General features: G+C 62.8%; 18 protein-coding genes. 9 read left to right on the top strand and 9 right to left on the bottom strand.

From position 1 onward, the window contains the following. Nucleotides 1-440: 440 nt before the first annotated feature. Nucleotides 441-1715 (top strand): DUF697 domain-containing protein, encoded by a 1275-nt coding sequence (locus K6142_RS13430; RefSeq protein WP_190243545.1) that lies wholly within the window; start codon nucleotides 441-443, stop codon nucleotides 1713-1715. A 283-nt stretch (nucleotides 1716-1998) separates the two neighbouring features. Here the strand turns inward: K6142_RS13430 and K6142_RS13425 are convergent, their stop codons facing one another. Beyond that, nucleotides 1999-3111, bottom strand: coding sequence for an agmatine/peptidylarginine deiminase (locus K6142_RS13425; RefSeq protein WP_190243546.1), 1113 nt, complete (start codon nucleotides 3109-3111; stop codon nucleotides 1999-2001). A gap of 690 nt (nucleotides 3112-3801) precedes the next feature. On the opposite strand from K6142_RS13425, the gene aguB reads away from it, so the two are divergent. The 8 genes from aguB to K6142_RS13385 all read left to right on the top strand — a co-directional run bounded on the left by aguB (nucleotide 3802) and on the right by K6142_RS13385 (nucleotide 16235). Continuing rightward, nucleotides 3802-4743 (top strand): N-carbamoylputrescine amidase, encoded by a 942-nt coding sequence (aguB, locus tag K6142_RS13420; protein WP_012611802.1) that lies wholly within the window; start codon nucleotides 3802-3804, stop codon nucleotides 4741-4743. 2 nt (nucleotides 4744-4745) lie between these two features. Further along, a complete protein-coding gene (locus K6142_RS13415; RefSeq protein ID WP_190243547.1) occupies nucleotides 4746-6368 on the top strand; it encodes an amidohydrolase in 1623 nt (540 codons plus the stop codon). A 595-nt stretch (nucleotides 6369-6963) separates the two neighbouring features. Further along, nucleotides 6964-8016, top strand: a complete 1053-nt coding sequence (locus K6142_RS13410; RefSeq protein WP_012611804.1) for an ABC transporter ATP-binding protein — start codon at nucleotides 6964-6966, stop codon at nucleotides 8014-8016. A gap of 97 nt (nucleotides 8017-8113) precedes the next feature. After that, nucleotides 8114-9409, top strand: coding sequence for an ABC transporter substrate-binding protein (locus K6142_RS13405; protein WP_190243548.1), 1296 nt, complete (start codon nucleotides 8114-8116; stop codon nucleotides 9407-9409). Nucleotides 9410-9730: 321 nt separating this feature from the next. Then, nucleotides 9731-10594: a carbohydrate ABC transporter permease gene (locus K6142_RS13400; RefSeq protein WP_041727916.1), complete on the top strand. Its 864-nt coding sequence runs from the start codon at nucleotides 9731-9733 to the stop codon at nucleotides 10592-10594. Further along, a complete protein-coding gene (locus K6142_RS13395) occupies nucleotides 10591-11424 on the top strand; it encodes a carbohydrate ABC transporter permease (protein ID WP_012611807.1) in 834 nt (277 codons plus the stop codon). The genes K6142_RS13400 and K6142_RS13395 overlap by 4 nt, the downstream gene beginning before the upstream one ends. A 72-nt stretch (nucleotides 11425-11496) precedes the next feature. Continuing rightward, nucleotides 11497-12366, top strand: coding sequence for a hypothetical protein (locus K6142_RS13390; protein ID WP_190243549.1), 870 nt, complete (start codon nucleotides 11497-11499; stop codon nucleotides 12364-12366). Between the two features lie 602 nt (nucleotides 12367-12968). Then, nucleotides 12969-16235 (top strand): PAS domain S-box protein, encoded by a 3267-nt coding sequence (locus K6142_RS13385; RefSeq protein ID WP_190243550.1) that lies wholly within the window; start codon nucleotides 12969-12971, stop codon nucleotides 16233-16235. A 61-nt stretch (nucleotides 16236-16296) separates the two neighbouring features. Here the strand turns inward: K6142_RS13385 and K6142_RS13380 are convergent, their stop codons facing one another. The 8 genes from K6142_RS13380 to K6142_RS13345 form a co-directional block, all read right to left on the bottom strand. Beyond that, the gene (locus K6142_RS13380) at nucleotides 16297-18066 is read right to left on the bottom strand and encodes a methyl-accepting chemotaxis protein (RefSeq protein ID WP_190243551.1); all 1770 of its coding nucleotides are present in this window, start codon (nucleotides 18064-18066) and stop codon (nucleotides 16297-16299) included. 21 nt (nucleotides 18067-18087) lie between these two features. Next, nucleotides 18088-18624, bottom strand: a complete 537-nt coding sequence (locus tag K6142_RS13375; RefSeq protein WP_190243552.1) for a chemotaxis protein CheW — start codon at nucleotides 18622-18624, stop codon at nucleotides 18088-18090. Nucleotides 18625-18698: 74 nt separating this feature from the next. Beyond that, entirely contained in the window at nucleotides 18699-19007 is a 309-nt protein-coding gene (locus tag K6142_RS13370; protein WP_190243553.1) for a hypothetical protein, read from the bottom strand. A gap of 48 nt (nucleotides 19008-19055) precedes the next feature. Further along, nucleotides 19056-19286: a response regulator gene (locus K6142_RS13365; RefSeq protein ID WP_190243554.1), complete on the bottom strand. Its 231-nt coding sequence runs from the start codon at nucleotides 19284-19286 to the stop codon at nucleotides 19056-19058. 416 nt (nucleotides 19287-19702) lie between these two features. Next, a complete protein-coding gene (locus K6142_RS13360; protein ID WP_190243555.1) occupies nucleotides 19703-21745 on the bottom strand; it encodes a methyl-accepting chemotaxis protein in 2043 nt (680 codons plus the stop codon). A gap of 544 nt (nucleotides 21746-22289) precedes the next feature. After that, on the bottom strand, nucleotides 22290-22781 hold the full coding sequence (locus tag K6142_RS13355) for an HD-GYP domain-containing protein (RefSeq protein ID WP_223290202.1): 492 nt from the start codon (nucleotides 22779-22781) through the stop codon (nucleotides 22290-22292). 106 nt (nucleotides 22782-22887) lie between these two features. Further along, nucleotides 22888-23346 (bottom strand): response regulator, encoded by a 459-nt coding sequence (locus tag K6142_RS13350; RefSeq protein ID WP_190243557.1) that lies wholly within the window; start codon nucleotides 23344-23346, stop codon nucleotides 22888-22890. Between the two features lie 235 nt (nucleotides 23347-23581). Continuing rightward, nucleotides 23582-24970 carry a sigma-54-dependent transcriptional regulator gene (locus tag K6142_RS13345; RefSeq protein ID WP_190243558.1) on the bottom strand — a complete coding sequence of 463 codons (1389 nt, stop codon included), beginning with the start codon at nucleotides 24968-24970 and terminating at the stop codon, nucleotides 23582-23584. Between the last annotated feature and the right edge of the window lie 219 nt (nucleotides 24971-25189).

Raw genomic sequence — 25189 nt, 5'->3', positions numbered from 1 at the left:
ATGTCACCCGGACACGTCAGCCGGGTATGTCTCCCCTTCTGCTGCGCAGCCGGACACACCTACCCCATGTCCTTCCCCATGTCGTTCCCATATCGTCCCCATGTCGTCCCCGCGCCGCCAGCCGGTTGTTCCCGCTCGCGGGGTTGACGACACTCACTTGCTGTCGCACCTAAAGGAAACGGCCCGACGGTATCGGCTCCGTTCCGATCACGTTTCGACCGTGGCCGGTTCCTGTCGGTTGATGCCCGTGCGGAGCCGCATCGCGACCGCCCGTTCCGCCCGTTTTGGCAGTCCCGACCGCTCTGGCAGGCCCGCCCGACCCGGCAGTCTCGCCCAACCGGTCCGCCGGTTCGTCCGGCCCGTCTGGCCCGTCTGGCCCGTCTGGCCCGTCCGGCCCGTCTGGCCCGTCTGGCATCAGTCCCCACGCAGCAAGGAGTCCCATGCACCAGTTCGTCCCCCGTGCCCTGTTCCTGTTCGTGGCAGTCTTGTGCGCCAGCCTGTTCATATTCATCGGCGGGCAGGTGCTTACCCTGTCCGACATGGCCGCGCGCATCCATCCGCTGCTGGGCCAGGCGGTGTTCTGGAGCGGCATGGCCGCGTACTTCACCGCGCTGAGCTGGCTGGGGGCCACCTGGTTCCTGCGGCCCCGTCCGCTGGTCCAGCCGCAGAACCCCACGCCGGATGAACTGCACGACTATCTGCGCCGCCTGACCGCACGCCTGCGGAGCAACCCGCACCTGCGCGAAGGCGGCCTTGCCCACATGGCGAGCGCTCCCGCCTTCACGGCGGCGCACACCAGCCCTGCTCCGGGCCTTGCCCCGGAAACTGCGGAAGCCGCCGTCCTGCTGCGCGCGCTGGATGCCGCCGCCCTGCGCGAAACCAAGCGCACGGCATCGCGCATCTTCCTCTCCACGGCGGTGGCCCGCAACGGCAGGTTGGACACCCTCATCGTGCTGGTATTGCTGGCGCGGCTGGTGTGGCGCGTGTCGTCCATCTACGACCAGCGGCCCCACCCGCGCGACATGGTGCGCCTGTACATCAACGTGGCGGGCACGGCGCTGGCGGCGGGCGCGCTGGAAGAGGCCGGACTGGAGGAGCACGTCCATGCCCTGCTGGGCCCGCTGCTGACGGCATCGCCGCTGGCCTCGGTGCCGGGGGCCTCGCACATGGGCACCCTGCTGGCCGCGGCGCTGGTGGATGGTTCCGCCAACGCCCTGCTGGCCCTGCGGGTGGGCATCGTCACCCGCAACATGCTGTCGCCGGTGCTGCCCGGCTGCCCGGCGCGCCCTAACCCCTACCGGGAATCGGCGGCCCTGCTGGGCCGCATGACCGCCGGGCTGGTGCGCGCCGTGGTCAAGGCGGCCATGGGGGGCGTGGCTTCCGGCATCCGATCGGGGATCGAGGGCACCGCCCGCCGCACCGCCGACGCGGTACGCAAGGGCGCGCGGGCCACGGTGCATGGGGTAGGCGGTGTGGTCCACAAGGCGGGGGACATGGCCACTTCGGTGGCCAGGGCCATGCCCTTCCGTGACGACGCCCACCCGGATAGCGACGAACACCATGCCCCCGCAGGACCGCAGCATGGCGGCATTCCGCCGCACCCCCATGCCCCCCGTGCGGGTGGCGCCGCCCGCACCCCGGACGACACGGCCACGCCTTCCCCTCGTGGCCGCATCCCCAATCCGCTGCGCCTGTTCCGGAAGAAGCGCGACTGAGCAGCCCGCATTCCCCGAGCATTTCCCGCCCGTAGCCGCATGTCGCCGCCCGTAGCCGCATGTCGCCGCCCGTAGCCGCATGTCGCCGCCCGTAGCCGCATGTCGCCGCCCGTAGCCGCATGTCGCCGCCCGTAGCCGCATGTCGCCGCCCGTAGCCGCATGTCGCCGCCCGTAGCCGCATGTCGCCGCAGTTGCCGCCTGCTCCGTGCCGCAAACGCATGTCGGCCCGCAGCAGGTGCCACGGGCCGACGGAACCGGAACAGCGAACTCCCGGCGACGGGAATCAGAACGGGGGCAAGGGCCTGCCCACGGGCTGCTGCTGGGTGATGCAGTGGATGCCGCCGCCGCCCCGGAAGATGTCCAGCGAGTGCACCTGCACCACCTCGCGCTCCGGAAAGACCCGGCGCAAGGTCTCTAAGGCGGCCCTGTCCAGCGCGGCCTGTGTGTCCGCCCCTCCACCCGGCGCGCCAAAGGCGGACATGACGATGCCCCCGTTGGCCACGTAGAAGTTGATGTACGAAAGGTCCATCCGCTTGCCGCCATGCTCCGCGTGGTTGGGCTGGGCGATGGTGATGATCTCCAACGGCTTGCCGTCGGCGTCGGTGGCCAGTTGCAACCGGCGCAGGTTATCCCGGTACACCGCGTGGTTGGGATCCTCCGGATCGTCGCAGCGGTGCAGCAGCGCCACGCCCGGCCTTGCGAAGCAGGAGACGATGTCCACGTGCCCGTGGGTATCGTCGCCCTCCAGCCCTTCGCCCAGCCAGATCACCTTGCGCACGCCAAGGTACGCGGCGAACAGTTCCTCGAAGTCGGCCTTGGTCATGCCCGCGTTGCGGCGCGGGTCCAGCAGGCACTGCTCCGTGGTCATCAGGGTGCCCTGCCCGTCCACGTGGATGGACCCGCCCTCCAGGATGAACGGCGCGGCGTAGCGCCGCATGCCGAGGCGCGACAGGATGAGCTGGGCCACGTCGTCGTCGTGGGTGGGTTCGTCGTAGGTGTGCCCCCACGAATTGAACATCCAGTCCACGCCCGCAACGCCGCCCGCGCCGTCCACCACGAAGGTCGGGCCGAAGTCGCGCATCCAGGCATCCGTGATGGGCGCGGGCACCACCTGCACGCCGGGGCCGCACAGCGCGGCGGCCACCTCGGCGTCCTGCGGCCTGGCCAGCAGGGTCACCGGCTCGAAGCGGGCGATGGCCCGCACCACCCCGGCAAAGGAGGTGCGCACCGTGTCCAGCGCGTCCTCCAGCAGGGGGTCCGGGCAGGGCCAGGCCATCCAGCATCCCGCGTGGGGGGACCATTCGGCGGGCATGCGCAGCCCGTCGCAGACAGGGGCGCGCACCGGCAACCGCACGGGGGCAAAATTGGGGGGCAGGGGTGGCGACGTGCGTTCCATTGCTGTATCCTCCTGTGCCTGCGCGGCGCTGGCGCAGGCAGGCGTACGTTCTGGCGGGCATGGGGCATGGAGGGCATCGGGCGTGAGGCGCGGCAGGCGGGCTGGCCGCGTCCGCGCATGCAGTCGGATCGCACGCAGCCGGTCTGGCCGCATCCGATCTGGCAGCATCCGGTCTGGCCCAGTCGGGCCATTCATATCCGTGCCGATGCCACGGCGGTGGCCGCCGTTTTCTCCGGCCCCTTCTAGAGTACCGGCCCCGGACGGGCAACCCCCCAACTGAGGGGGAATGCGGAAAGGAGTGGAGAGACGCAGGCAGGCCGTACGCGAGCAAGGACGCAAGGAAGGAAGCAAGGAAGACGGCGGCACGTTCAGCTCGGGCGCACCCGGATATTTCCAGATTCGCCTAAATCGGGCATCATTGTTCATGGTTCCGGACGGCTGACCGCCGGAATGCGCCCCTTGCCCGGCGCTCGCTGGCCCGCACCCCGTTTTTTTGTTTGAAGCGCGCCCCATCGGGGTCTAGGTTCGGACCGGCGCGCACCTTTGCGCCTGTCCCACGTCGCCCCCATCGCATGCACATTGCCGCATGCACATTGCCGGGCATTTCCGGCGCACGCGGCGCCCCCAACCCGGCGCAGACGGCACAACGCCGCGCGCCCGCAACGCAGAATCCGCCCCGGAGGACCACATATGGCCGAAGTCATCGTCGCCGCCACCCAGATGGCCTGCACCGACAACGAATCCCGCAACATCGACCGCGTCTGCGAACTGGTGCGCGAGGCTGCCGCCATGGGCGCGCACATCGTGCTGCCGCAGGAGCTGTTTTCCGGCCCGTATTTCTGCAAGGACGAACTGCCCGAGCACTTCGCGCTGGCGCGCCCCCTCGACGAAAGCCCGGCGGTACGCCGCATGTCGGCCCTGGCCGCCGAACTGGGCGTGGTCATCCCCGTCAGCTTCTTCGAGCGTTCCAACCAAGTCTACTACAATTCGCTGGCCATGATCGACGCCGACGGCAGGGTGATGGGCCTGTACCGCAAGTCGCACATTCCGCAGGGGCCCGGCTACGAGGAGAAGTTCTACTTCAGCCCCGGCGACACCGGCTTTCGCGTGTGGCGCACCCGGTACGGCACCGTGGGCGTGGGGGTGTGCTGGGACCAGTGGTTTCCGGAGTGCGCGCGGTCCATGGCCCTGCTGGGCGCGGACGTGCTGCTCTACCCCACGGCCATCGGCTCCGAACCCGCAGAACCGGCGTGCGATTCGTCCGGCCACTGGACCCGCACCATGCAGGGCCACGCCGCCGCCAACATGATGCCGCTGGTGGCGTCCAACCGGGTGGGCGAGGAGTTCGGCAAGGGCTTTTCCATGACCTTCTACGGTTCGTCGTTCATCGCCGGGCCGCAGGGCGAAATCGTGCAACAGGCAGGCCGCAGCGAGGAATGCGTGCTGACGGCGGCCTTCGACTTCGAGGCCATCCGCGCGGAACGCGCCGGGTGGGGGCTGTTCCGCGACCGCAGGCCCGACCTGTACCACCCCCTGCTGACCTTTGACGGGCTGGACGGCCTGCCCGGCGAAGACGACAGCGAGGACGGCTGCGGCGACCATTGCGGCTGCGGGTGCGGAGGCGAAGCCTAACCATGGCCGCCGTGCGCCCGCCGCATCACGATGCCGCGCAAGGCGGCGCGCGCCTGCTGGTCAACGCCCGCTTCCGCGATCCGCTGGCCCCGGCCACGTCGCGCGGCGCAGATCTGCCCGATGCCATGGCCGTGGAGGGCGGGCGCATCGTGGCCGTGGGCCGCGCGGCGGAACTGGCTCCCTTTGCCGACCGGGGCTTCGTCCGCACCGACATGGGCGGGGCCACTGTGCTGCCCGGCTTCATCGACTGCCATTCGCACCTGCTGCTTACCGGCATCATGGACCTGGGCATGGACCTTTCCGTGGCGGAAACCCTTGGCGACGTGCTGGACATGGTGGCCGACGCCGTCCGTAACGCGCCCTTCGGCGCCATGGTCTACGGCTTCCGGCTGGAGGAACTGGACCTTGCGGAGCGGCGCATGCCCACCAAGGCGGAACTGGATTCCGTAGCGCCGGGCCGGGCCGTGCTGCTGATGCACGCCACCTGCCACCGCTGCATCATGAATACCCCGGCGCTGCGGCAACTGGCGGTGCCGCGCGGGCTGCCCGGCGCGGATACCGAAGGTGGGCGCGGCACCGCGCCCTTCACCGGCGTGGTGCGCGACCCCGGCATTCTCACCTGGGTCTTTCCGGCCATCCTGCGCTCCATGGACCGCCCCCATCTGGACGCCGCCGCCCTGGTGGCCGCCCGGTCGGCCCTGCGGGTGGGCATCACCACCGTGCATTCCATGGAAGGGGGAGAGCTGACCCCCGGCGGCTCGCCCGTGCTGCTGGACAACGCCACGCGCCTGCCGCTGCGCGTGGTGTGCTGGAACCAGAGCATGGACCTGGCCGAAGTGGAACAACTGGCCCTGCCCCGCGTGGGCGGGTGCATTTGCGCCGACGGCGAACTGGACGCCCGCACCGCCGCGCTGTTCGAACCCTACAGTGACGACCCCGGCAACGACGGCACCCTGCTGTACTCCCAGCAGGAGATGGACGACTTCGTGCTGTCCGCCCATGCGCGCGGATTGCAGGTGGCCGTGCACTGCGAATCCGAGCGGGCCATCGATCAGGTGCTGCGGGCCATGGAGCGCGCCCAGCGGCTGGAGCCGCGCAGTGACAGTCGCCACCGCATCGAGCACTTCGAACTGCCCACCTGGGACCAGATCGACCGCATGGCCCGCGCCGGGGTGGTGGCGTCCATGCAGCCCGCCTTCGTGGAGTCCTACTTCGGCGATGACCGCATGGCCCATCTGGCTTCGCTGTTCGGGCCGCACCGCATGCGCCGCCTGCACCCCTACCGGGCCATCCTCGACGCCGGGGTGCGCGTGTGCGGCGGCTCCGACAGCCCGGTGACCAACTACACCCCGCTGCGCGGCATGGCCGCCGCCGTGAACCACCCCTTTGCCGAACAGTCGGTGACCATGGCAGAGGCCCTGCGCATGTTCACCACCGAGGCGGCTTTCTCGGCCTTCGAAGAGGCGGACAAGGGCCGCCTGCTGCCCGGCATGCTGGCCGACCTGGTGGCGCTGGGGCGTGATCCGCTGGATGAGCGGGGTGGGCCGACGGGCGTGGCCTCCGTTGCGGACATCCCCGTGCTGGGTGCCTGGGTGGACGGCCAGCCGGTAACCCCGGAACAATAACGCCGACTGGCCATGGCGGCACAACGGAGTGACGGCCCATCACCGATGGGCGCATGCACTGCCGGGCGTCAGCCATCGGGCACGAAGCCGCACACGGCCCGCACCAGCCCCCGGTGACCGCCGCTGCCAAAGCTCGCTCCTCACGGCCACGCAAAACAACCTGCCCCCCCTCGCCACGGCTTCCCGCCCTGAATGAAGATCCCCGCCGAACATTGCGGCATCTCCTCCGCAACGGGCGGCGCCCCGTGCCAGAGCACGCGGCCTCCGGTATCCACGCGTCAGGGGACTGTACCGCTTCTGCACTGTGCCGGGCCCGGCCAGCCCCACGCCATCCGCGCTGCGGAAGGCCCTGCCCGCCACGGCCCGGCGCCACCGATACGCCACACCATCGTCACCATATCGGACCGCATGACTGAGTAATCATACAATTTCGGAATGTTGACGTGAAACTGTAAATATGTGAAACATATCTTGTCCATAACAGTGCCATTTTTCGACAGCCCATGCGGCTGCATGTAACAGTCAGCATATTCCCGGCATCCACCGTGCCGGTCCGTACCGTGCCCCACCCAACCCAAAGCGACAGGGGGTCGCATTGTCCGCCATTCAACTTCTGAACGTCAGCAGGCACTGGGGCGACGTCCGCGCCGTGGACGACGTCTCCTTCGAGGTGGAACAGGGCACCATGCTGGTACTGCTGGGGCCTTCGGGCTGCGGCAAGTCCACCACCCTGCGGCTCATCGCGGGTCTGGAGTCCGTCACCTCTGGCCGGATCATGATCGGCGAGCGCGACGTGACCCACCTGCCCCCTGCCCAGCGCCAACTGGCCATGGTCTTCCAGTCGTATGCGCTGTTCCCGCACCTGACGGTGCGCGAGAACATCCTGTTCGGGCTCACCGTGCGCAAGGTGCCGGAGGCGGAGCGCGAAAAGCGCCTCACCCGCGCCGTGGACATCCTGGGCCTTTCCGCCCTGCTGCAACGCAAGCCCGGCGAACTTTCCGGCGGGCAGCAGCAGCGCGTGGCCCTGGGCCGCGCCCTGGTGGCAGAGGCCGCCGTGTGCCTGATGGACGAGCCGCTCTCCAACCTGGACGCCAAGCTGCGCCATGAAATGCGGCGAGAAATCCGCGCCCTGCAGCAAACCCTGGGCATGACCATGGTGTACGTCACCCATGACCAGACCGAGGCCATGAGCATGGCCGACCGCATCATCCTGATGCAGGGCGGGCGCATCGTGCAGAACGCCACGCCGTCCGAACTGTATTCCCGCCCGGCCACCACCTTTGCGGGCAACTTCATCGGCACCCCGCCCATGAACCTGGTGCGGCTGGACGATGCGCGCGGCAGCGTGTGCGTGGCGGGCAGCCGGTCCGGCACGGTGAGCGTGGTGGACAGCGCCGACTACGTGCTGGGCATCCGCCCGGAACACATCCGCATCGTGCCCGAAGGTTGGCGCGCCGTGGTCGAAAGCGTGGAATACCTGGGGTCCGGTTCTGTGCTGGGTTGCCGCGTGGGGGGCGAAGAGCTTTCCGTGGTGGTGGACGGCGTGCCGACCATCGCCGTGGGGGCGGAAATATACCTGCACTGCCCGGACGAGCACATCCACATCTTTGATGCAAAAACCGGCGAGCGGCGCGGCACCTGCCGCTGACACCCCCCGCGACACAACGGACACATTCGCCCCGTATTGGTGATTTCGGCGGTTTACGCCCCACATCCCAACGCAACAACGCAGGAGGCATCACACAATGACCGGCTTCAGAAAAGCGTGCACCCTGGCGGCGGCTGCCCTGCTGTCGCTGACCCTGCTGGCGGGCACCGCACTGGCGGAAAAGGTGAACCTTACCTTCTACTTCCCGGTTTCCGTCGGCGGCCCCATCACCAAGATCGTGGAGGGCATGACCGAGCAGTTCATGAAGGAACACCCGGACATCAAGGTCACTCCGGTGTACGCGGGCATCTACCGCGAAACCCTCACCAAGGCCCTTACCGCCCTGCGCGGGGGCGAGCCGCCGCACGTGGCGGTGCTGCTGTCCACCGACATGTACACCCTCATCGACGAAGACGCGGTGGTGGCCTACGACGACATCCTGAAGCCGGAGGAAATGGGCTTCACCAAGGCGTTCTTCCCCGGTTTCATGCGCAACAGCCAGACCGGCGGCAAGACCTGGGGCATTCCGTTCCAGCGTTCCACCATCGTGATGTACTGGAACAAGGAGGCCTTCAAGGCCGCCGGGCTTGATCCCGAAAAGGGGCCCGCCAACTGGAACGAACTGGTGGAAATGGGCAAGAAGCTGACCGTGCGCGATGCCTCCGGCAAGGTCACCCAGTGGGGCGTGGCCATTCCCTCCACCGGGTACGCCTACTGGATGTTCCAGGCCCTGGCCATCCAGAACGGCGTGGAACTGATGAACGCCGAAGGCACCAAGACCGACTTCGACAACCCCAAGGCCATCGAGGCCCTGCAATTCCTGGTGGATCTGGCCTACAAGCACGAGGTGTCGCCCAAGGGCACCATCGACTGGGCCACCACCCCGCGCGATTTCTTCGAGCGCAAGTCCGCCATCATGTGGACCACCACCGGCAACCTGACCAACGTGCGCACCAACGCGCCCTTCCCCTTCGGCGTGGGCATGCTGCCCGCCAGCGCCCGCCCCGGCTCGCCCACGGGCGGCGGCAACTTCTACATCTTCAAGAAGGCCACCCCCGCAGAGCGCAAGGCTGCGGTCGACTTCGTGCAGTGGATGACCAGCGCGGAACGCGCCGCCCAGTGGGGCATCGATACCGGCTACGTGGCCGTGCGCCCCGACGCGTGGGAAACCCCGGCCATGAAGGACTACGTGGCCAAGTTCCCCGTGGCCGCCGTGGCCCGCGACCAACTGGCCCACGCCGTGCCCGAACTGTCCACCCATGACAACCAGCGCGTGACCAAGGCGCTGGACGACGCCATCCAGGCCGCCGTGACCGGCTCCAAGAAGCCCGCCGACGCCCTGAAGGACGCCCAGAAGGAAGCGGAACGCATCCTGCGCCGTTACGGCAAGTAGGATCGCGCGTTTGCGGCCTGGCCGTCTGGCCGGGCGATTGAAAGGCTGCGTTGCCCATTGACGAATGAATGCCCGGTCGGGGCGGGGCCATGTGCTCCGCCCCGGCTGGGGATACCGCATGGAGCACCGGCGGCATGCGGCATGGGCGGCATGCGTCACCGCCGTTCACCGCCCGTCAGCCGCCGCAGCCCGTCAGCCGGCACTGTTCATCCGCCGCCACAGTTCATCCACCGTCACAGTTCATCCACCGTCACAGTTCATCCGCCGCCACAGTTCATCCGGAGGTCTCCCGTGCCCCCAGCCTTCCGCAGCCACGCCACCATGCGCACCATCCACGCCTGGCTCCTGCTGCTGCCCGCCCTGGCGTTCATCGCCGCGTTCACCCACTACCCGGCGGTGAACACCTTCATCCACAGCTTCTTTCTGGATGGACGGGGCGGCGCGCCCGCGCAGTTCGTGGGGCTGGAGCACTACCAGTACCTGCTGGAGGACGAGGTGTTCCGCAAGGCGCTGGTGAACAACCTGCTGTTCGCCAGCGGCACCATTCCGCTGTCCATCGGGCTGGCCATGACCATGGCCTTTCTGGTCAACGCGGGGCTGGCCGGGCAGTCGGTGCTGCGGCTGTGCTACTTCGTGCCCACGGTGCTGCCCATGATCGCGGTGGCCAACATCTGGCTGTTCTTCTACACGCCGGAATACGGCCTGCTGGAGCAGATTCGCGGGGCGCTGGGCCTTGCCGGGGTGAACTGGCTGGGCAGCGAATCCACGGCGCTGCCGTGCGTCATCGCCGTTGCGGTGTGGAAGGATGCGGGCTTCTTCATGATCTTCTATCTTGCGGCATTGCAGCAGATACCGCCTTCACTGGGCGAGGCGGCCATGCTGGAGGGGGCGTCACGCCTATACTACTACCGCCGGGTGGTCATACCGCTGCTGATGCCCACCACCCTGTTCGTGCTGGTGAACGCCACCATCAACGCCTTCCGCATGGTGGACCACCTGTTCGTGCTTACCCAGGGCGGCCCCAACAACGCCAGCTCGCTGCTGCTCTACTACATCTACGAAGTCAGCTTCAAATACTGGGATACCGGCTACGGCGCGGCGCTGACCATGGTGCTGCTGGGCTTTCTGGCGCTGGCCTCCATCGGCCAGTTCGGCTTTCTCGATCGCAAGGTGCACTACAGATGAGCCAGACCAACATTTACGACAGCCGGGGCCTTGCCCGCGTGCTGGACACCGCCGCCGCCTGGACACTGGCCGTGCTGTGGGCGCTGCCGCTGCTGTACGCCGTATGGACGGCCTTTCACCCCTCGGAATTTTCCACCCGGTTCACGCTCGCCGCGCCGTTGACGCTGGATAACTTTCGCGCGGCGTGGGACGCGGCCCCCTTTGCCCGCTACCTGGTCAACACCGTGCTGCTGGTGACCATGGTGCTGGCCGGACAACTGGTGCTGTGCACGCTGGCGGCCTACGCCTTCGCCAAGTACGACTTTCCCGGCAAGGGCATATTGTTCGCGCTGGTGCTGATGCAACTGATGATCATGCCCGACGTGCTGGTGGTGGAAAACTACCGCACCATGTCGGCCATCGGCGTGCTGGATTCCACGCTGGCCATCGGCCTGCCGTACATGGCGTCGGCCTTCGGCATTTTTCTGCTGCGCCAGACCTTCAAAAGCATACCGAAGGAACTGGACGAGGCCGCCGCCGTGGAAGGCGCCAGCACCCTGCAAATACTCTGGAAGGTCTACGTGCCGCTGGGCAAGCCGGTGTACCTGGCCTACGCCCTAGTTTCGGTCAGCTACCACTGGAACAACTTCCTGTGGCCGCTCATCGTCACCAACACCACCAATTCGCGCCCGCTTACCGTTGGCTTGCAGGTGTTCTCGTCCACCGAACAGGGGGTGGACTGGTCGATCATCACGGCGGCCACGCTGATGACCTCCGGCCCGCTGCTGATCGGCTTTCTGCTGTTCCAGCGGCAGTTCGTGCAGTCGTTCATGCGGGCGGGCATCAAGTAGGGGCGAGAAGACAGGACCGGACGAAGCGAGTCCGCCCACGCGGGCACGACAGCAGCAGATCAGGAAACAGCCATGCCGCAACTCGACATCCTTCCCCCGCACGAACTGTCCAGACTGGCGCGCTTTCAGGGTGAACCCGCACTGGCCGCCATCCGCCGGGAATTCGTCCCCGCCGTGACCAACCCGGTATGGCGCGGTCTGGTGGAAGAATTCATGGAACTGGACGAGCCGCTGACGCCCTATGCCCACCGCCGCCACCCGGCATGGAGCTTTGCCGCCTCGCCAGGATCCGGCGCGCACCACGGGCACATCGGCGGGCTGGCCCTGCATGTGCTGCAAGACCTGCGCAACGCCCGCGCCCTGGGCGACGCCCACGAGGCGCGAGGCCTGCCGCTGGACCGGGACCTGCTATATGCCGCCATCCTGCTGCACGACTGCCTGAAACGCTTCGTGTATGCCTTTGATGCAGACTACGCCCTGCACAAGTCCGAGGATCCGTTCATTGCCCGCAACGAAGACCACCACTCATGGGTGCTGCGCGAACTGACCGCGCGCGGGGCGGACGAAGAGATAATCCTGGCCACCGCCGCCATGCACGGACTGGATGACGTGAGCCTGGCCGAAGGGGTGAAGCCGCTGGCCGTGGTCAACCACTATCTGGACATCGGCCTGACCGGCCTGACCATGCGGCCAGAGCACGTACGGGCGGAACACGCCATCGGCTTTCTGGCCGATTCCGACTGGCCCTGGAGCGGACGCGCCCAACAGCGCACCCGCGAACTGGCCGAGGCCATGGCCCCGCACTGCGGTGTGCCCGCCGCGTACATGCACCTGTACCTTGGCTCGCGCTTCAGCTTCGAGCACATCGACGGGCTGTTGCTGGACATGGGCAGGGAACTGACCATGGCGCGGTTGCTGGAAAGGGTTGAGAAGGAAATGTAGAAATCGGCGCCTTGCTTCCAAACCCGCCGTAAATACCAAAACCCACAGGCGCAAACCTGTGGGTTTTGGTATTCTGGATGCGGTGGCCGGATTTGAACCGACGACCTTCTGGTTACGGGCCCAAAAGCCTTGCGGCAAACCGCGCAAAACGCCACCCGGAAAATTATCTTGCTAATATTCAAAGTGTTTTCTGCCTGCCATTTGAATTCAGCATCGCCATGAACAAGACAGACGGCGGTACGAACGCGAAATGCCCAAGCTGTCCCGTGCGGGATGAAACACCAGCCGTACCGGAAAATGCGGACAAAACGGCGATGCCGCCCCAGAAAACTGTCTGCGGGGTGGCAACTCTCACCGGCATGCCTCTGACGATGGCGGGCCCCACCTTGAGGGGTAGGATGATCCCCCCAGACTGGTATCAGCGCCTTGCAACCAGCCTTAATTCGCGCAAAAAGCGTTGCAATCACCAACGCTGACAATCGAAACCGATCGCCAGACCCATGGTGCCCAGAATTTTCATGGCACGTTCCGGAATGACCGGATTCCATTCAAGATGCCTTAACCCCCATCCCTGCTCGCTACAGCATCAAATCGGAGCATTCATGGCGACACCCGCACAGATTGCCACCATCTGGGGCCAGTATCCGCTCCCGGCTCAAGAATGGTTTCAGGCCAACATGTTTCCGCTGGGCATCGCGCTTGCCAGCGGGTGTATGGCCCTGGCCGCAATCATCGCGCTATTTGCATTGAGAAGACACTACAAGAAGCGACTTGCGGCAATGTCCGACGAGCTTCGGAGCAGCCTTGAACTGCGACATGATCTGGCCAAGCGCAACGCAGGACTGCGCACCATACTGGACCACACCAATACCATCTTTTTCATACTCGACCGTGACGGCACGGTGGCGTTGTCCGAAGGCATGGGGCTCAACCTCATCAAGCGCCCGGCTGGGGGAAGCGTGGGGATGAAATTCGGGGATCTGCATCCGGACCGAGCGGACTTGCAGCAGCTTTTCGAGTTGGGCATGCAAGGACAAACGCTTCAGGCGCATGTTCCTTTTTCTGGCGGAACATTCCAACTGCTGACCAGCCCACTGACCGATTCCCAAGGAGAGCCAAACGGACTGGCAGGGATCCTGCTTGATGTTACCGAGCTTGTGCAGGCACGGGAACGGATCACGGAAAGCGAAGCCATGTTCCGCTCGCTCTTCGACAATGCCCCATATTCCATGCTCGTCCAGCGTATCTCCGATGGGACGTGCCTGGAAGCCAACCGTGCCTTTCTCGAAAGTTCGGGGATCAGCCGGGATGAACTCCCCCGTTTCGACATAGCCGCCGTCCTGGACATGTCCCCCGATGAGGCCCGCACCATGCGGCATCGCGTTGCAGCGCAAGGCGGAGTGAGTGGACAGGAGGCTACCGTCCGACGACGTGACGGAAGCCCTGCTCACGTCCACTACTCCACACTCCCGATCATCTACAGTGGTGAACCGAGCCTGCTCAGCATGACCGTGGACATCACCGAACAAAAAAACGCTACACGGGCCTTGATGGAGAGTGAGAAAAGGCTGAGTGCCATATTCAACAACGCGCCTCTCGGGCTTTTCCTCTCCACGTTCTCCGGCAGGATTGAAGAGGTCAATCCGGAACTGGTGCGAATGCTCGGCTACGAAAGCCGGGAAGAGTTCCTCGCAGCCCCCCCCCATTCGCTGTACGCCGATCCTCGGCAACGCGACCAGGTACTTCAGCAACTGTTGGTCTCGCCATCGGGAGTTAGCAGGGAACTGCTCCTCCGCCGAAAGGATGGCGAACTGGTGCCTGCCGTGATCCGCGCCTCTCTCCAATTCGACGCCGAAGGCCGTCCGACTCGTGTCCATGGCGCGGTGGAGAATCTTAGCGAACGCAAGAAGCATGAGCGCGAGCTCCAATTCTGGACACAACGATTCGAGACCGTCATCACTGCGGCGCAGCACATATTTTACGATTACGACCTGCGGGCGGGCACGATCCAATGGGCCGGGGCCATGCGGGAAGTTCTGGGGTTCGAGTTGCAGGAGGTGGACGGCCCCCTGCAAGCTTGGGCTGCCCTGCTGGCGCCGGAAGAGGCGCCGCGCGTCTTGCGGAAACTGGACGAGGCGTGCGCGCGCGGCGAAAAATTCGACATGGAATACCGCCTGCGCCACAAGGACGGGCACTATATCTACGTGCATGACTGCGGTTTTTTCCAGCTCGACAGGGATGGTCGGCCATTCCAGATGCTTGGCATCATCCAGAACGTCAGCACCCGCAAACAGGCAGAGGCGGCGCTTGCCGCCAGCGAGGAAAGATATCGCACCCTCTTCGAGTCCGCTCAGGACACCATCCTCGTCATGGACGGCCCCACCATCGTCGACTGCAATCCCGGCGCCACTGTCCTCACGGGTTGCCCGCGCGAAGAGATTATCGGTCGGACACCTGCCGATTTCTCCCCGCCTGTGCAGGCAAACGGAGAGGGCACGACAAGCATGATGATGGCCACGCTTGCCGAAGCTGCCAACGGAAAGCTGTTGCGCTTCGAGTGGCTGTGCCGAAGGGTTGGCGGCGATATCGTTCAGGTGGAGACGTCACTGGCCCCCATGCGCCTCGGGGATAACAGCTACCTTCTGGCATTCACCCGGGACATTTCCGAGCGCAAGAAGGCGGAAAACGATCTTCGCCTCTCGGAGGAAAAATTTTCGAAGATATTCAATCTGGCACCGTACAGCATATCCATAGCACGATTGAGCGACAGCATCATTCTGGATGTAAACGACGCCTTTGAACCCCTCACCGGATACTCGCGAGCCGAAGCTGTGGGCAGCAACGGCGACAACCTTGGCCTTTGGCAAGACCCCGAAAGCAGAAAGGATTTTCTCGAAAAACTTCAACAGCACGGTACGGTTGCAGATTACGAATTCATGCTGCGCAGAAAAGATGGAACCATTCGCAACGCACTGAATTCGTGCCAGGAAATCGAGATAAACGGCGAACGCTGCTCCCTGAATATCGTACAAGACATCACCGAGGCAAAGCTTGTGCAAAAAGCCATGGTGGAAACGGAAAAAATGATGTCGCTCGGCGGCCTTGCGGCTGGCATGGCGCATGAAATCAACAATCCCCTCGGCATCATCTTCCAGTCCGTGCAGGGCGTGCAACGCCGCTTTGACCCGAAACTTTCAGCCAACGCGGCAGATGCCGGCGCCCTGGATATCGACCTTGAGACGGTTCAGGAATACATGCGCCGTCGCAACATTTCCCGCTATCTCAACGCCATTGTCGAGGCAGGCCAACGAGCCGCAGACATCGTGCGACACATGCTCAACTTCAGCCGCCGCAATGACGCGGGACTCGAAGACCAGGACGTGGCCGAACTGGTCAGGCGGGCTGTCTCTCTGGCGGAAAAGGATTACGATCTCAAAAAAATGTACGACTTCCGCCGGATCAGTGTACGCCTGGAACTCTCGGACACACTGCTTTCCGTTCCCTGTATATCGTCCGAAATCGAACAGGTGCTTTTGAACCTTCTGCGCAACGCCGCCCAAGCCATGGCCGGGGCAGGCACCCCGGACCCCGCCATTACCGTGCGCACCACCAGAGAGAACGACGAGGCACGCATCGAGGTGGAGGACAACGGCCCGGGCATTTCCGCCGACCAACTCAACCGGGTATTCGAGCCCTTCTACACCACGAAGAAGGTTGGCGAGGGCACCGGCCTCGGCCTCTCGGTATCCTATTTCATCATCACCAACACCCATCAGGGGAAGATGAGCGTGGAGTCCACACCTGGCCAAGGGGCACTCTTCACCATTCGGCTGCCGCTCAAGCGGGCGACCAATACATCCACACATTAAGCAAAGGCCCCGCCCGGACTACATCCGGGCGGGGCCATCTGCTTTCTGCCGAAAACTGTCCCTATCCGCCGCTCTTCATCTTCTCTATGAGAGTGCGCAAGGTTTGCGCCTGGCTTGCAAGCTCGCCAACTGCCTGCGCCGACTGGGTCATGGCGCTGGCGGTTTCGCCTGAGATGATATTGATGTCTTCGATGCTCTTGGTAATTTCATCACTGGCGGCAGACTGCTGCTCGCTGGCGGCAGCAATCGACCGCACCTGGTCCGCAGCCGATTCAACCATGGCCACAATCTCCTTGAGCGCCACGCCGGACTGATTGGCCAGGTTCGTGGCCTGTTCAATGGTGACCACCGAGTGCTCCACGTTCTCGAGGTTCTTGCGTGCGCCCTGCTGGATGCTGCCGATTGCCTCGCCGACTTCCTTGGTTGCGGCCATGGTCTTTTCCGCCAATTTGCGCACTTCATCGGCCACAACGGCAAACCCTCTGCCCGCATCGCCGGCTCTTGCCGCCTCAATGGCGGCATTGAGCGCCAGCAGGTTGGTCTGGTCCGCAATGTCGCTGATGACATTCATGATCTGGCCGATGCCCTCGGCCTGCTTGCCCAGTGAGGCCATGTCCGCCTTGAGGATGATGGACTTCTGCTGCACGTCGGTAATGCTCTCCACGGCCTCTGCCACCACCCTGGCGCCGTCCACAGCCTTGCCCCGCGCATGTCCGGCAGAGTCCGCCGCCTGTGACGCGTTCTTGGCCACCTCTATGACCGTTGCGTTCATCTCATCCATTGCGGTGGCCGTCTCGGCCACACGCTGGGACTGGACTTCCGTGCCACGGCTGGATTGCTCGATCTGGGCGGAGAGTTCCTCGCTGGCGGAACTGACGACCTCCACAACCTTCTCCAACTGTTGTGCTGCGGCAATCATGCCCTCGGCCTTGGCCCGCTCGGCCTTGGCCTTGGCCTCGTTGGCTTCGTCCGTGGCGATTTGCGCCAGCCTGGCATGTTCGGCGGCCTCTGCGGACTTGTGCTCAGCCTCGGCGATCTTGCCCTTCATGGTCTTCACCATATCCTGGATGACCGCGTAGACACCGCCCTGGCGCCTCTGCGCACGAAAAACCACATCCAGATCGCCACCGGCGATTTTACGGGCAACATCGGCAAGATACCCCGGGTCCTCACCAAGCAGACCCCCCACATGAGAGGTCAGAAGCAAACCCAGCCCGATGGAGGCAAGGAAGGACAATGCCATTGCAGCATACATCATGGTTGCTGCCGTACCGGCACTGGCCGTATTGCTGCTGGAGACCTGCTGCCCCTGGCGCTCGTTCTCCTTGATGAGATTATCGAGGCTCTCCTGATAATTGCGTGCTACGGTGCGCCCTTCCTTCGAAAGCAACTCTACGGCTTCCCCCCTCTTTTCCGCGGCGGCCAGAGCCAGCACCTTGCCGATGGCATCGGTGAACAGTTTACGTTCTCCAACGACCTCCTTGTACAGAGTCCTCTCCTGATCGCTGCTCAGGTTCTTCTCGTACTTGATTATGTTCTCGTCACTGGCCGCCATGAACAGCCTGATTCGCTCCACATACCTGTTGAACTCTGATCTATCGTCGGTATACACAGCTTCCATGGCGTTGGAGCGGATGCGCTGCATATTGTTGGCGACGCTTGCTATCTGACCAAGAGGAACAAGGTTCTGTTCGTAGAGTTTTGTGTCACTATCGGCAATCTCGTGCATATTGATGCTTCCGTATACCCCAATCCCGAGAGTACACAGCGAGACGATAAAAAAGCTTGCGAGCAGCTTGGTGCGAAGCGTCATGTTGCTCAGGGCGTTCATGATAGCCACCTCATTGATTTGTTAGTGGTGCGCTGGCACCATGTCGTGCGCATGATTCTCTGATTGCCGTATATGGGTGCCTTGCCCGTGGAGGGCGTCCAGTTCTTCCCCGGTCAGCACCTGACCAAAATCAAGCAGGATGAGCAGCCTGTCGTCGAGGCGCCCCACACCCAGGATGTACTTGGAGTCCACCCCGGCAACCACGGCCGGGGGTGGATCGACCATGGACGAGGGCAGACGCAACACCTCCGACACGGAATCCACCAGACAACCGATGACTCCGCTCTCCAGGGCGAAAACAACGATACGCGTCTGAGGGTCAGGCTCCCTTGCAGCCAGGCCGAAACGTTTGCGAATGTCGATGATCGGAATGACCCTGCCACGCAGGTTCAGGATGCCCTCCACAAAGGCCGGGGCGCTGGGCACCTTGGTTATGCCCGTATGGCGAATGATCTCTTGCACAGAAAGGATGTCCACCCCGTACTCCTCCTCGGCTACCTTGAACGTAACGAGTTGGAGCAAGGAGCCCGTTGTGGAGTTTGTTGTCTCGGAGCTCATACCGTCCCCTTCCGGCCCTGCGGGCCGATCCTGGTTGCCTGTTGCAACGCCAGATGCCGATGCACAGACTTGCGTTAAATGTCGTACGGAAGCCCCGCGATATTGAGTGCTTCCAAATTCTGTCTCACCAGGCCCAGTGCGGCTCCCATCTCCATTGAAAGTCTCGCGACGTTTTCGTCATGCCCGGCTGTGGAAGGAACCTGCTCGGGCTGCGCAACATGCAGAGAGTTGGTGCCGGCCCTGATGGCTGCCGCAAGGCGGCCCTTCACGTCTCGGTGATTGCGCACACAACCCAGAAATTTGCGCTCCAGCTCCCGCTTTCTGCTCTCAAGGCCCCGCAAGCGCTGGGTGGCGGCCTTCTGCGCTCGTGCCTTGTCCTGCATCTCTCCAGTGCCTGGGCAAAAAGGGGCATGCTCGTCAGGGGGAGGTGGTCAGATAGTCCCAAGCGCAAGGCGCAAGGTGTTCACAGCCTCGGCAACGGTGCCCGTGCCGGAGATGACGACAACTGGCGTGTCCGGGGCCTCCTTGGTCATGTGCTCCACTACCTGAAAGCCACCGTCGTCAGGCGTGCACAGGTTCTGGAGCACCATGTCCGGACAGTGCTGCCGGAACAGGGCAATTCCTTCGGCACCTTTGGCGCCATCCGGCACTTCATGCCCCATGTCCTTCAATGTCCTTCAGGCAATCGCAGGCAACCAGAAGCATCAGCGGCTCACCATCTGTGCATAAGGACGCCTGTCGTCGCGGTATTTGCCCCGGGTACACAAGAGTTGTGCCAACCTGTCGCAAAGTGCAATTCTTTAAAAAAACCAGCAAATTACACACACACCACGAGCCGCACAAAAGAACGCCGATCTGAACCAATGAATCGGATCGGCTGCATTTTTTTCAACTATATTATAAAAAAAACGGCGAGTTGCTTCATCAACAAGAAATCCTGATGGAATCAGGAAAAACTGATCCGGCTCAACACCTCCTGAGTGTACGGAGACAGTATCCACCTGACTCCACCCAGCAAGCAAAGGCCCCGCCGGACTGCGTCCGGGCGGGGCCAACGACTTTCAGCCAAAAGCTCTCCTTACGCGCTGCTCTTCATCTTCTCTATAAGGGTGCGGAGAGTTTGCGCCTGACTTGCCAGGTCGCCCACAGCCTGCGCCGACTGGGTCATGGCGCTGGCTGTTTCTCCCGATATTATATTGATCTCTTCGATACTCTTGGTGATTTCGTCACTGGCTGCAGACTGCTGCTCACTGGCGGCAGCAATCGAGCGCACCTGATCCGTTGCAGCTTCAACCATGGCCACAATCTCCTTGAGTGCCGCACCGGACTGATTGGCCAGATTCGTGGCCAACTCGATAGTCACCACCGAGTGCTCCACGTTCTCGAGGTTCTTGCGCGCACCCTGCTGAATGCTGCCGATTGCCTCGCCCACTTCCTTGGTTGCGGCCATGGTTTTTTCCGCCAACTTGCGCACCTCGTCAGCCACAACGGCAAACCCTCTACCCGCGTCGCCAGCTCTTGCCGCCTCAATGGCGGCATTGAGCGCCAGCAGGTTGGTCTGATCCGCAATGTCGCTGATGACATTCATGATCTGGCCGATACCCTCGGCCTGCTTGCCCAGTGCAGCCATATCCGTCTTGAGGATGATGGACTTCTGCTGCACGTCGGTGATGCTCTCCACGGCCTCTGCCACCACCTTGGCGCCGTCCACCGCCATGCTCCGCGCGCTGCCAGCGGAGTCCGCCGCCTGCGACGCGTTCTTGGCCACCTCTATGACCGTGGCGTTCATCTCATCCATTGCGGTGGCCGTTTCGGCCACACGTTGCGACTGGACTTCCGTGCCATGGCTGGATTGCTCGATCTGAGCGGAGAGTTCCTCGCTGGCACTCGAAACCACTTCGACAACCTTCTCCAGCTGATTGGCGGCCTGCTTCATGCCGTTGGCGGCGTTTTCGGCAGCCTGCCTGGCCTCTACGGACTCTGTCTGATTCAACCAGATGGCAACAGTACCGAGCACCTGTTCCTTATCATCGTGGAATGGCGACGACGAGATACGCACATGCAGGGCCTTGCCATTCCTCGTCTGGCCTGTTTTGTCTTCTTCAAGTGCGCGCTGCTCACGGAGGGCGCGGCTGGATAGGGTTTCCTTTCCTTTAATGCCATAAAAGTATTCACTGGATGTCTTTCCAAGTTGGCTGTCAGGGTTTCCTTGTAATTCTAGAACATCCATCATCTGCTGGTTTGTGAACAGCAACTTGTCTTCCGCAGAGAAGACGCTGAACGGCACAGCTACCCCCTGCATGACGCCTTGTGAGAATGCCAGCTGTTTCCGCATTGCTCCAACAACACCAAGAATCAGTGCATATACGCTGCCATCCGTCTTATAATCACGAAACGGACCATCAAGATTTCCCGCAGCAAGATTGCTTGCCACTTCACTTAAATAATCAGGATCCTCGCCTAGCTGTCCAATAACACTGGACGTAAGCAGAACCCCCAACCCTACGGAAACGACAACGGCGAGAGCGATGATGAAATACATCCACATTGTCGCCTGATTACTCAGCTCATCATTGGCATCACTTGTATGTTTTGCCTTGGAGACCATATACTCCATGGCGCGATCCATTTCCTCCTGATACTCTATTGAAACCTTGCGCCCTTCGCCCCTGTGCAGCAGATCCTCTGCCTCGCCCAGCTTGGCCGCCCTGACAAGTGCCATGACCTGGTCAGTGACAGAGACAAATTTCTTGCGCGCTTCTATCAACTCACCATACATGCGCCTGTCTTCATTTGTAATTATGCCCTTCTCGAAACTCGCCAAGCGATCGACAATTTTTTTGCGCATCACATCGATGCGGCCAATCGTCTTTTCCTGTTCGCCGACGCCTTCTGTAGCAACAAGGATTGCAAAGATTGTCCTGAGGCGCTGAACACTTGCAGCAACATCCCCAAGATCACTCAATGGAACTGTAATTTTTTCATACATAAATGTATTCGCGTCATTAATCTCATGTATTTTTAAGCTTCCATACACTCCAACAACAAGAGTTGAAAGCGTCACGATCAAAAAACATCCGAACAACTTTGTCCGGAGCTTCATGTGGCGCAAGGCGTTCATACTATCCTCCTCATTCTGATTTGTTATTGGCGCGTTGGCGCCATGGCGTGCGTATGATTCCCTGATTGCGGGACAGGGGTGCCTTGCCCGTGGAGGGCGTCCTGCGCTTCCCCGGTCAGCACCTGACCAAAATCAAGCAGGATGAGCAGCCTGTCGTCGAGGCGCCCCAAACCCAGAATGTATTGGATTCCACCCCGTGCTCCTCTTCAGCTACCGTGAACGTAACGAGCTGGAGCAAGGAGCCCGCTGTTGTGCTTGCCGACTCGGAACTCATGCCGTCCCCTTCCGGCCCGGCGGACCGACCCCGGTTGCCTGTTGCAGCGACCGGATGCCGATACCCGGACGTGCGTTGGATTCGCCCCCGCCTCGCGACCGTTCTTCCAGGCCACATGCGAGGACAAGGGCCCGATGGGCTGTCCATCCATGACAAGCCCCCCCCCGATGGAGACAAGCCCGGCCTGACACCCTGCTCCGCCGCCAATACGACAGGGTTGCTCATGGCCCTGATGCAGCAGGCTTAACGGCGGTCTGATGCTCAGTTGGATCATTGCACCTTTCCTTCCGCGTGCCGTCCTGAAATGACCTGCTCAAATGCAGTGGCGCAGAGCGGGTAAAAATGTGTTCCGGCACTTTTGAGGATGTAGTCCGCAGCATCACCCGGGCAGAGCCCTGCCCGGCAGGGCCTGTCCGAGCAAAGAGCTTCATGGATGTCGGCCACAGCGAGTATTCGCGCTTCCAGAAGGATGCCCTCTCCGGCCAACCCCTTCGGGTACCCAGAGCCATCGAAACGTTCATGGTGTTGCAGCACCGCCTCGGCTACCGGTCCTTCGAACGGAATTTCGCGCAGAATGCGGCAACCGCATGCGACATGGCTCCGGATCGTTTCGAGTTCTCTCGCGCTCAATGCCCCACGCTTGTCGAGAATGCCCCTGGGGACGGCAATCTTGCCTATGTCGTGTAAAAACCCGCGAGGTTGAGCGGTTCCAGATCTTGCCCCCTCAGACCCATTGACCTTCCTATCTCGATGGAAAGCCACGCGACGTTTCGGTATGCCCGGCAGTCGAGGGAGCCTGCTCGTGCTGCGCTCTGTGAAGGGAATTGATGCTGGCCTTGATGGCTGTCGCAAAACGGCCCACCGCCCCTCAATGCCTGCGCACCCAGCCCAGCAGTTTGCGCTCCAGATCCCGGTTTCGACTTTCAAGGCTCAGCCGGTACCGATTGGCGGCCTTCCGGGCCCGTGCCTTGTCCAGCACCCTCTCCAGAGTCTGGGCAAGAAGGGACATGTTCGTCAGGGGCTTGGCCAGATAGTCGCAGGCACCCAGGCGCATGGTTTTCACTGCCTCTTCGACGGTGCTTGCGCCTGAAATGATGACGACCGGCGTGTCCGGAGCCTCCTCCACGAGGTGCTCCACCACCAGAAAGCCATCGCCGCCGGGCATGCGAAAGTCGGTGAGCACCCTGTCCGGATTGTGCTGACGAAACAGGACAATTCCTTCGGCACCGCTTGCGGCCTCCAGCACCTCATGCCCCAGATCCTCCAGGTAATCGCAGATAACCAGGCGCATCAGCGGTTCGTCATTGATGCATAAAACCTTGGCCATGCATGGACTCCTGTCGGCGCGGCATCTTCCCCGGTCATTCAAGAGTCGCACCACCCGATCAAAGATTTTAAACCATTAAAAACAAGCATGTTACACGGACAAACGTGACAACACGAAAAACGCCGCTCCGATCAATTGAATCGGAGCGGCGGCATTGACTTCAATTACCCTGTAAAAACAAGCAGCTGCGCAAACAACAAGAAATCCTGACAGTATCAGGAAAACCTGATCAATATCAGCCCCTCCTGAGGCGTTCGCTCAAGGCCTGAGGGGTAATGCCCAGAATGGAGGCCGCAACTTTCTGCACACCACCTGCGCGGCGCATAGCTTCGGCCACCAGCGCTTCCGCCGCAGCCCGCAGGCTTGGCAGGCTGGACAACCCTGAAAAGGGGTTCTGGGGGGAGGCGAACGCACTGTCCTCCGGGGGAAGCGCGGCGAGAGAAGGGAAGGCATCCGGCCCCAGGCGACCTGAGGTGGAACGGCCGAGCGCGTCATGCACCATGGCCCTCAGCTCGCGAACGTTGCCAGGGAAAGGATAGCCCTTGAGCCGGGCAAGTAGCGGGCAGGAACATTCCGGCACGGGGCGTCCCAGGGCGGCGCAAGCCTCCTCAAGAAAATGCTTCGCCAGCAACGGAATGTCTTCGGGGCGTTCCCTCAGGGGCGGCAGTGTCACGACATGGGTGGCCAGCCGAAAGAAAAAGTCGCTGCGCAACCCGGTGCTCCCTCTCAACTCATTGAACTGCCGGTTGGTAGCAGCGAGAATACGCGCCCGCAAAGGGCGGGGACAGTCACAACCCAACGGATGGTATTCGCGCTCTTGCAGGACGCGCAGCAGGCATATCTGGGCTTGTGGGCTCAAGTCGCCAATCTCATCCAAAAAGAGGGTTCCCCCGGCAGCCCTCTCCATGAAGCCTTCGCGTGGCCTGTCCGCCCCGGTGAAGGCGCCGCGCACATGGCCGAAAAGAGTGTCCGAAAAAACCTGGCTGTCCAGTCCGGCCACGTTCACCGCCACGAAGGGGCCGGAACGGCGACTGGAACGGTGCAGGGCCCGAGCCAACAGCTCCTTTCCCACGCCCGTCTCCCCGGTGATAAGCACGGGCTCAGGGCTTTGCGCCACGGCTTCGCAATAGCGGAAGATATCCCGCATTCGCGTGCTGGTGGTCAGCATCTGCTCGAAGTCTTCCGGTCGTTGCGGACCTTCCGCCAGAAAGGAACGGGAGAGCTGCGCATTGCCGTGCCTCAGTGCGGAGCGCTCCAGGGCGCGGTCAACGGCATGGTCCAGAATGGCCAGGTCATAGATAGGCTTTTGAATGTAATCGAACGCCCCGGCGCGCAGGGCGCGAATGACGTCATCCATCTGCCCTTGCCCGGAAATGATGATCACGGGGACTTCGTGGTCTTCCTGGCGAATCGCGGCGAGAACCTCATGTCCATCCAGAATATCCATGCGCAAATCAAGAGTGACCAGGGAAGGACGACGCGTGCGGAACAGATCGAGCCCCGCCTGACCATCTGCAGCCTCGAATACTTCGAAACCCATGTCTCGCATGTGATCCCCCAAGGTGAGCCGCAGCAGGGGCTCATCTTCGATGATCAGGATGCTTGTCGAGGTTGCGGCGTTCACTTTGTGCCCCCCACGCGGTCAAGAATGTCCGAAAAGGTCTGCATTCGATGCACAGGTTCGATGAACACACTCCCTACCCTTCCCCTTGCACAGTCCGGCTGCCTTTCACCTGCGCATTCAAGAGAACCAGTGTGGACGACATGCGGCATTTCCTGCCTGATGCGGGCGGCACGCTCGATACATTCAAATCCGCAACTTTCCGAAAAGCGTACACCAACA

This window comes from Nitratidesulfovibrio sp. SRB-5 (genome assembly GCF_019931275.1).
In the GTDB taxonomy this organism is placed as follows: domain Bacteria; phylum Desulfobacterota; class Desulfovibrionia; order Desulfovibrionales; family Desulfovibrionaceae; genus Cupidesulfovibrio.
Note: the sequence above shows the minus strand (reverse complement) of the source record. Positions and strands in the feature narration are given on the sequence as shown.

Excerpts from the sequence above, each read along its gene's own strand:
- K6142_RS13430 (WP_190243545.1), top strand. The coding sequence starts at position 441 with ATGCACCAGTTCGTCCCCCGTGCCCTGTTCCTGTTCGTGGCAGTCTTG.
- K6142_RS13425 (WP_190243546.1), bottom strand. The coding sequence starts at position 3,111 with ATGGAACGCACGTCGCCACCCCTGCCCCCCAATTTTGCCCCCGTGCGG.
- aguB (WP_012611802.1), top strand. The coding sequence starts at position 3,802 with ATGGCCGAAGTCATCGTCGCCGCCACCCAGATGGCCTGCACCGACAAC.
- K6142_RS13415 (WP_190243547.1), top strand. The coding sequence starts at position 4,746 with ATGGCCGCCGTGCGCCCGCCGCATCACGATGCCGCGCAAGGCGGCGCG.
- K6142_RS13405 (WP_190243548.1), top strand. The coding sequence starts at position 8,114 with ATGACCGGCTTCAGAAAAGCGTGCACCCTGGCGGCGGCTGCCCTGCTG.
- K6142_RS13400 (WP_041727916.1), top strand. The coding sequence starts at position 9,731 with ATGCGCACCATCCACGCCTGGCTCCTGCTGCTGCCCGCCCTGGCGTTC.
- K6142_RS13395 (WP_012611807.1), top strand. The coding sequence starts at position 10,591 with ATGAGCCAGACCAACATTTACGACAGCCGGGGCCTTGCCCGCGTGCTG.
- K6142_RS13390 (WP_190243549.1), top strand. The coding sequence starts at position 11,497 with ATGCCGCAACTCGACATCCTTCCCCCGCACGAACTGTCCAGACTGGCG.
- K6142_RS13385 (WP_190243550.1), top strand. The coding sequence starts at position 12,969 with ATGGCGACACCCGCACAGATTGCCACCATCTGGGGCCAGTATCCGCTC.
- K6142_RS13380 (WP_190243551.1), bottom strand. The coding sequence starts at position 18,066 with ATGAACGCCCTGAGCAACATGACGCTTCGCACCAAGCTGCTCGCAAGC.
- K6142_RS13375 (WP_190243552.1), bottom strand. The coding sequence starts at position 18,624 with ATGAGCTCCGAGACAACAAACTCCACAACGGGCTCCTTGCTCCAACTC.
- K6142_RS13370 (WP_190243553.1), bottom strand. The coding sequence starts at position 19,007 with ATGCAGGACAAGGCACGAGCGCAGAAGGCCGCCACCCAGCGCTTGCGG.
- K6142_RS13365 (WP_190243554.1), bottom strand. The coding sequence starts at position 19,286 with ATGGGGCATGAAGTGCCGGATGGCGCCAAAGGTGCCGAAGGAATTGCC.
- K6142_RS13360 (WP_190243555.1), bottom strand. The coding sequence starts at position 21,745 with ATGAACGCCTTGCGCCACATGAAGCTCCGGACAAAGTTGTTCGGATGT.
- K6142_RS13350 (WP_190243557.1), bottom strand. The coding sequence starts at position 23,346 with ATGGCCAAGGTTTTATGCATCAATGACGAACCGCTGATGCGCCTGGTT.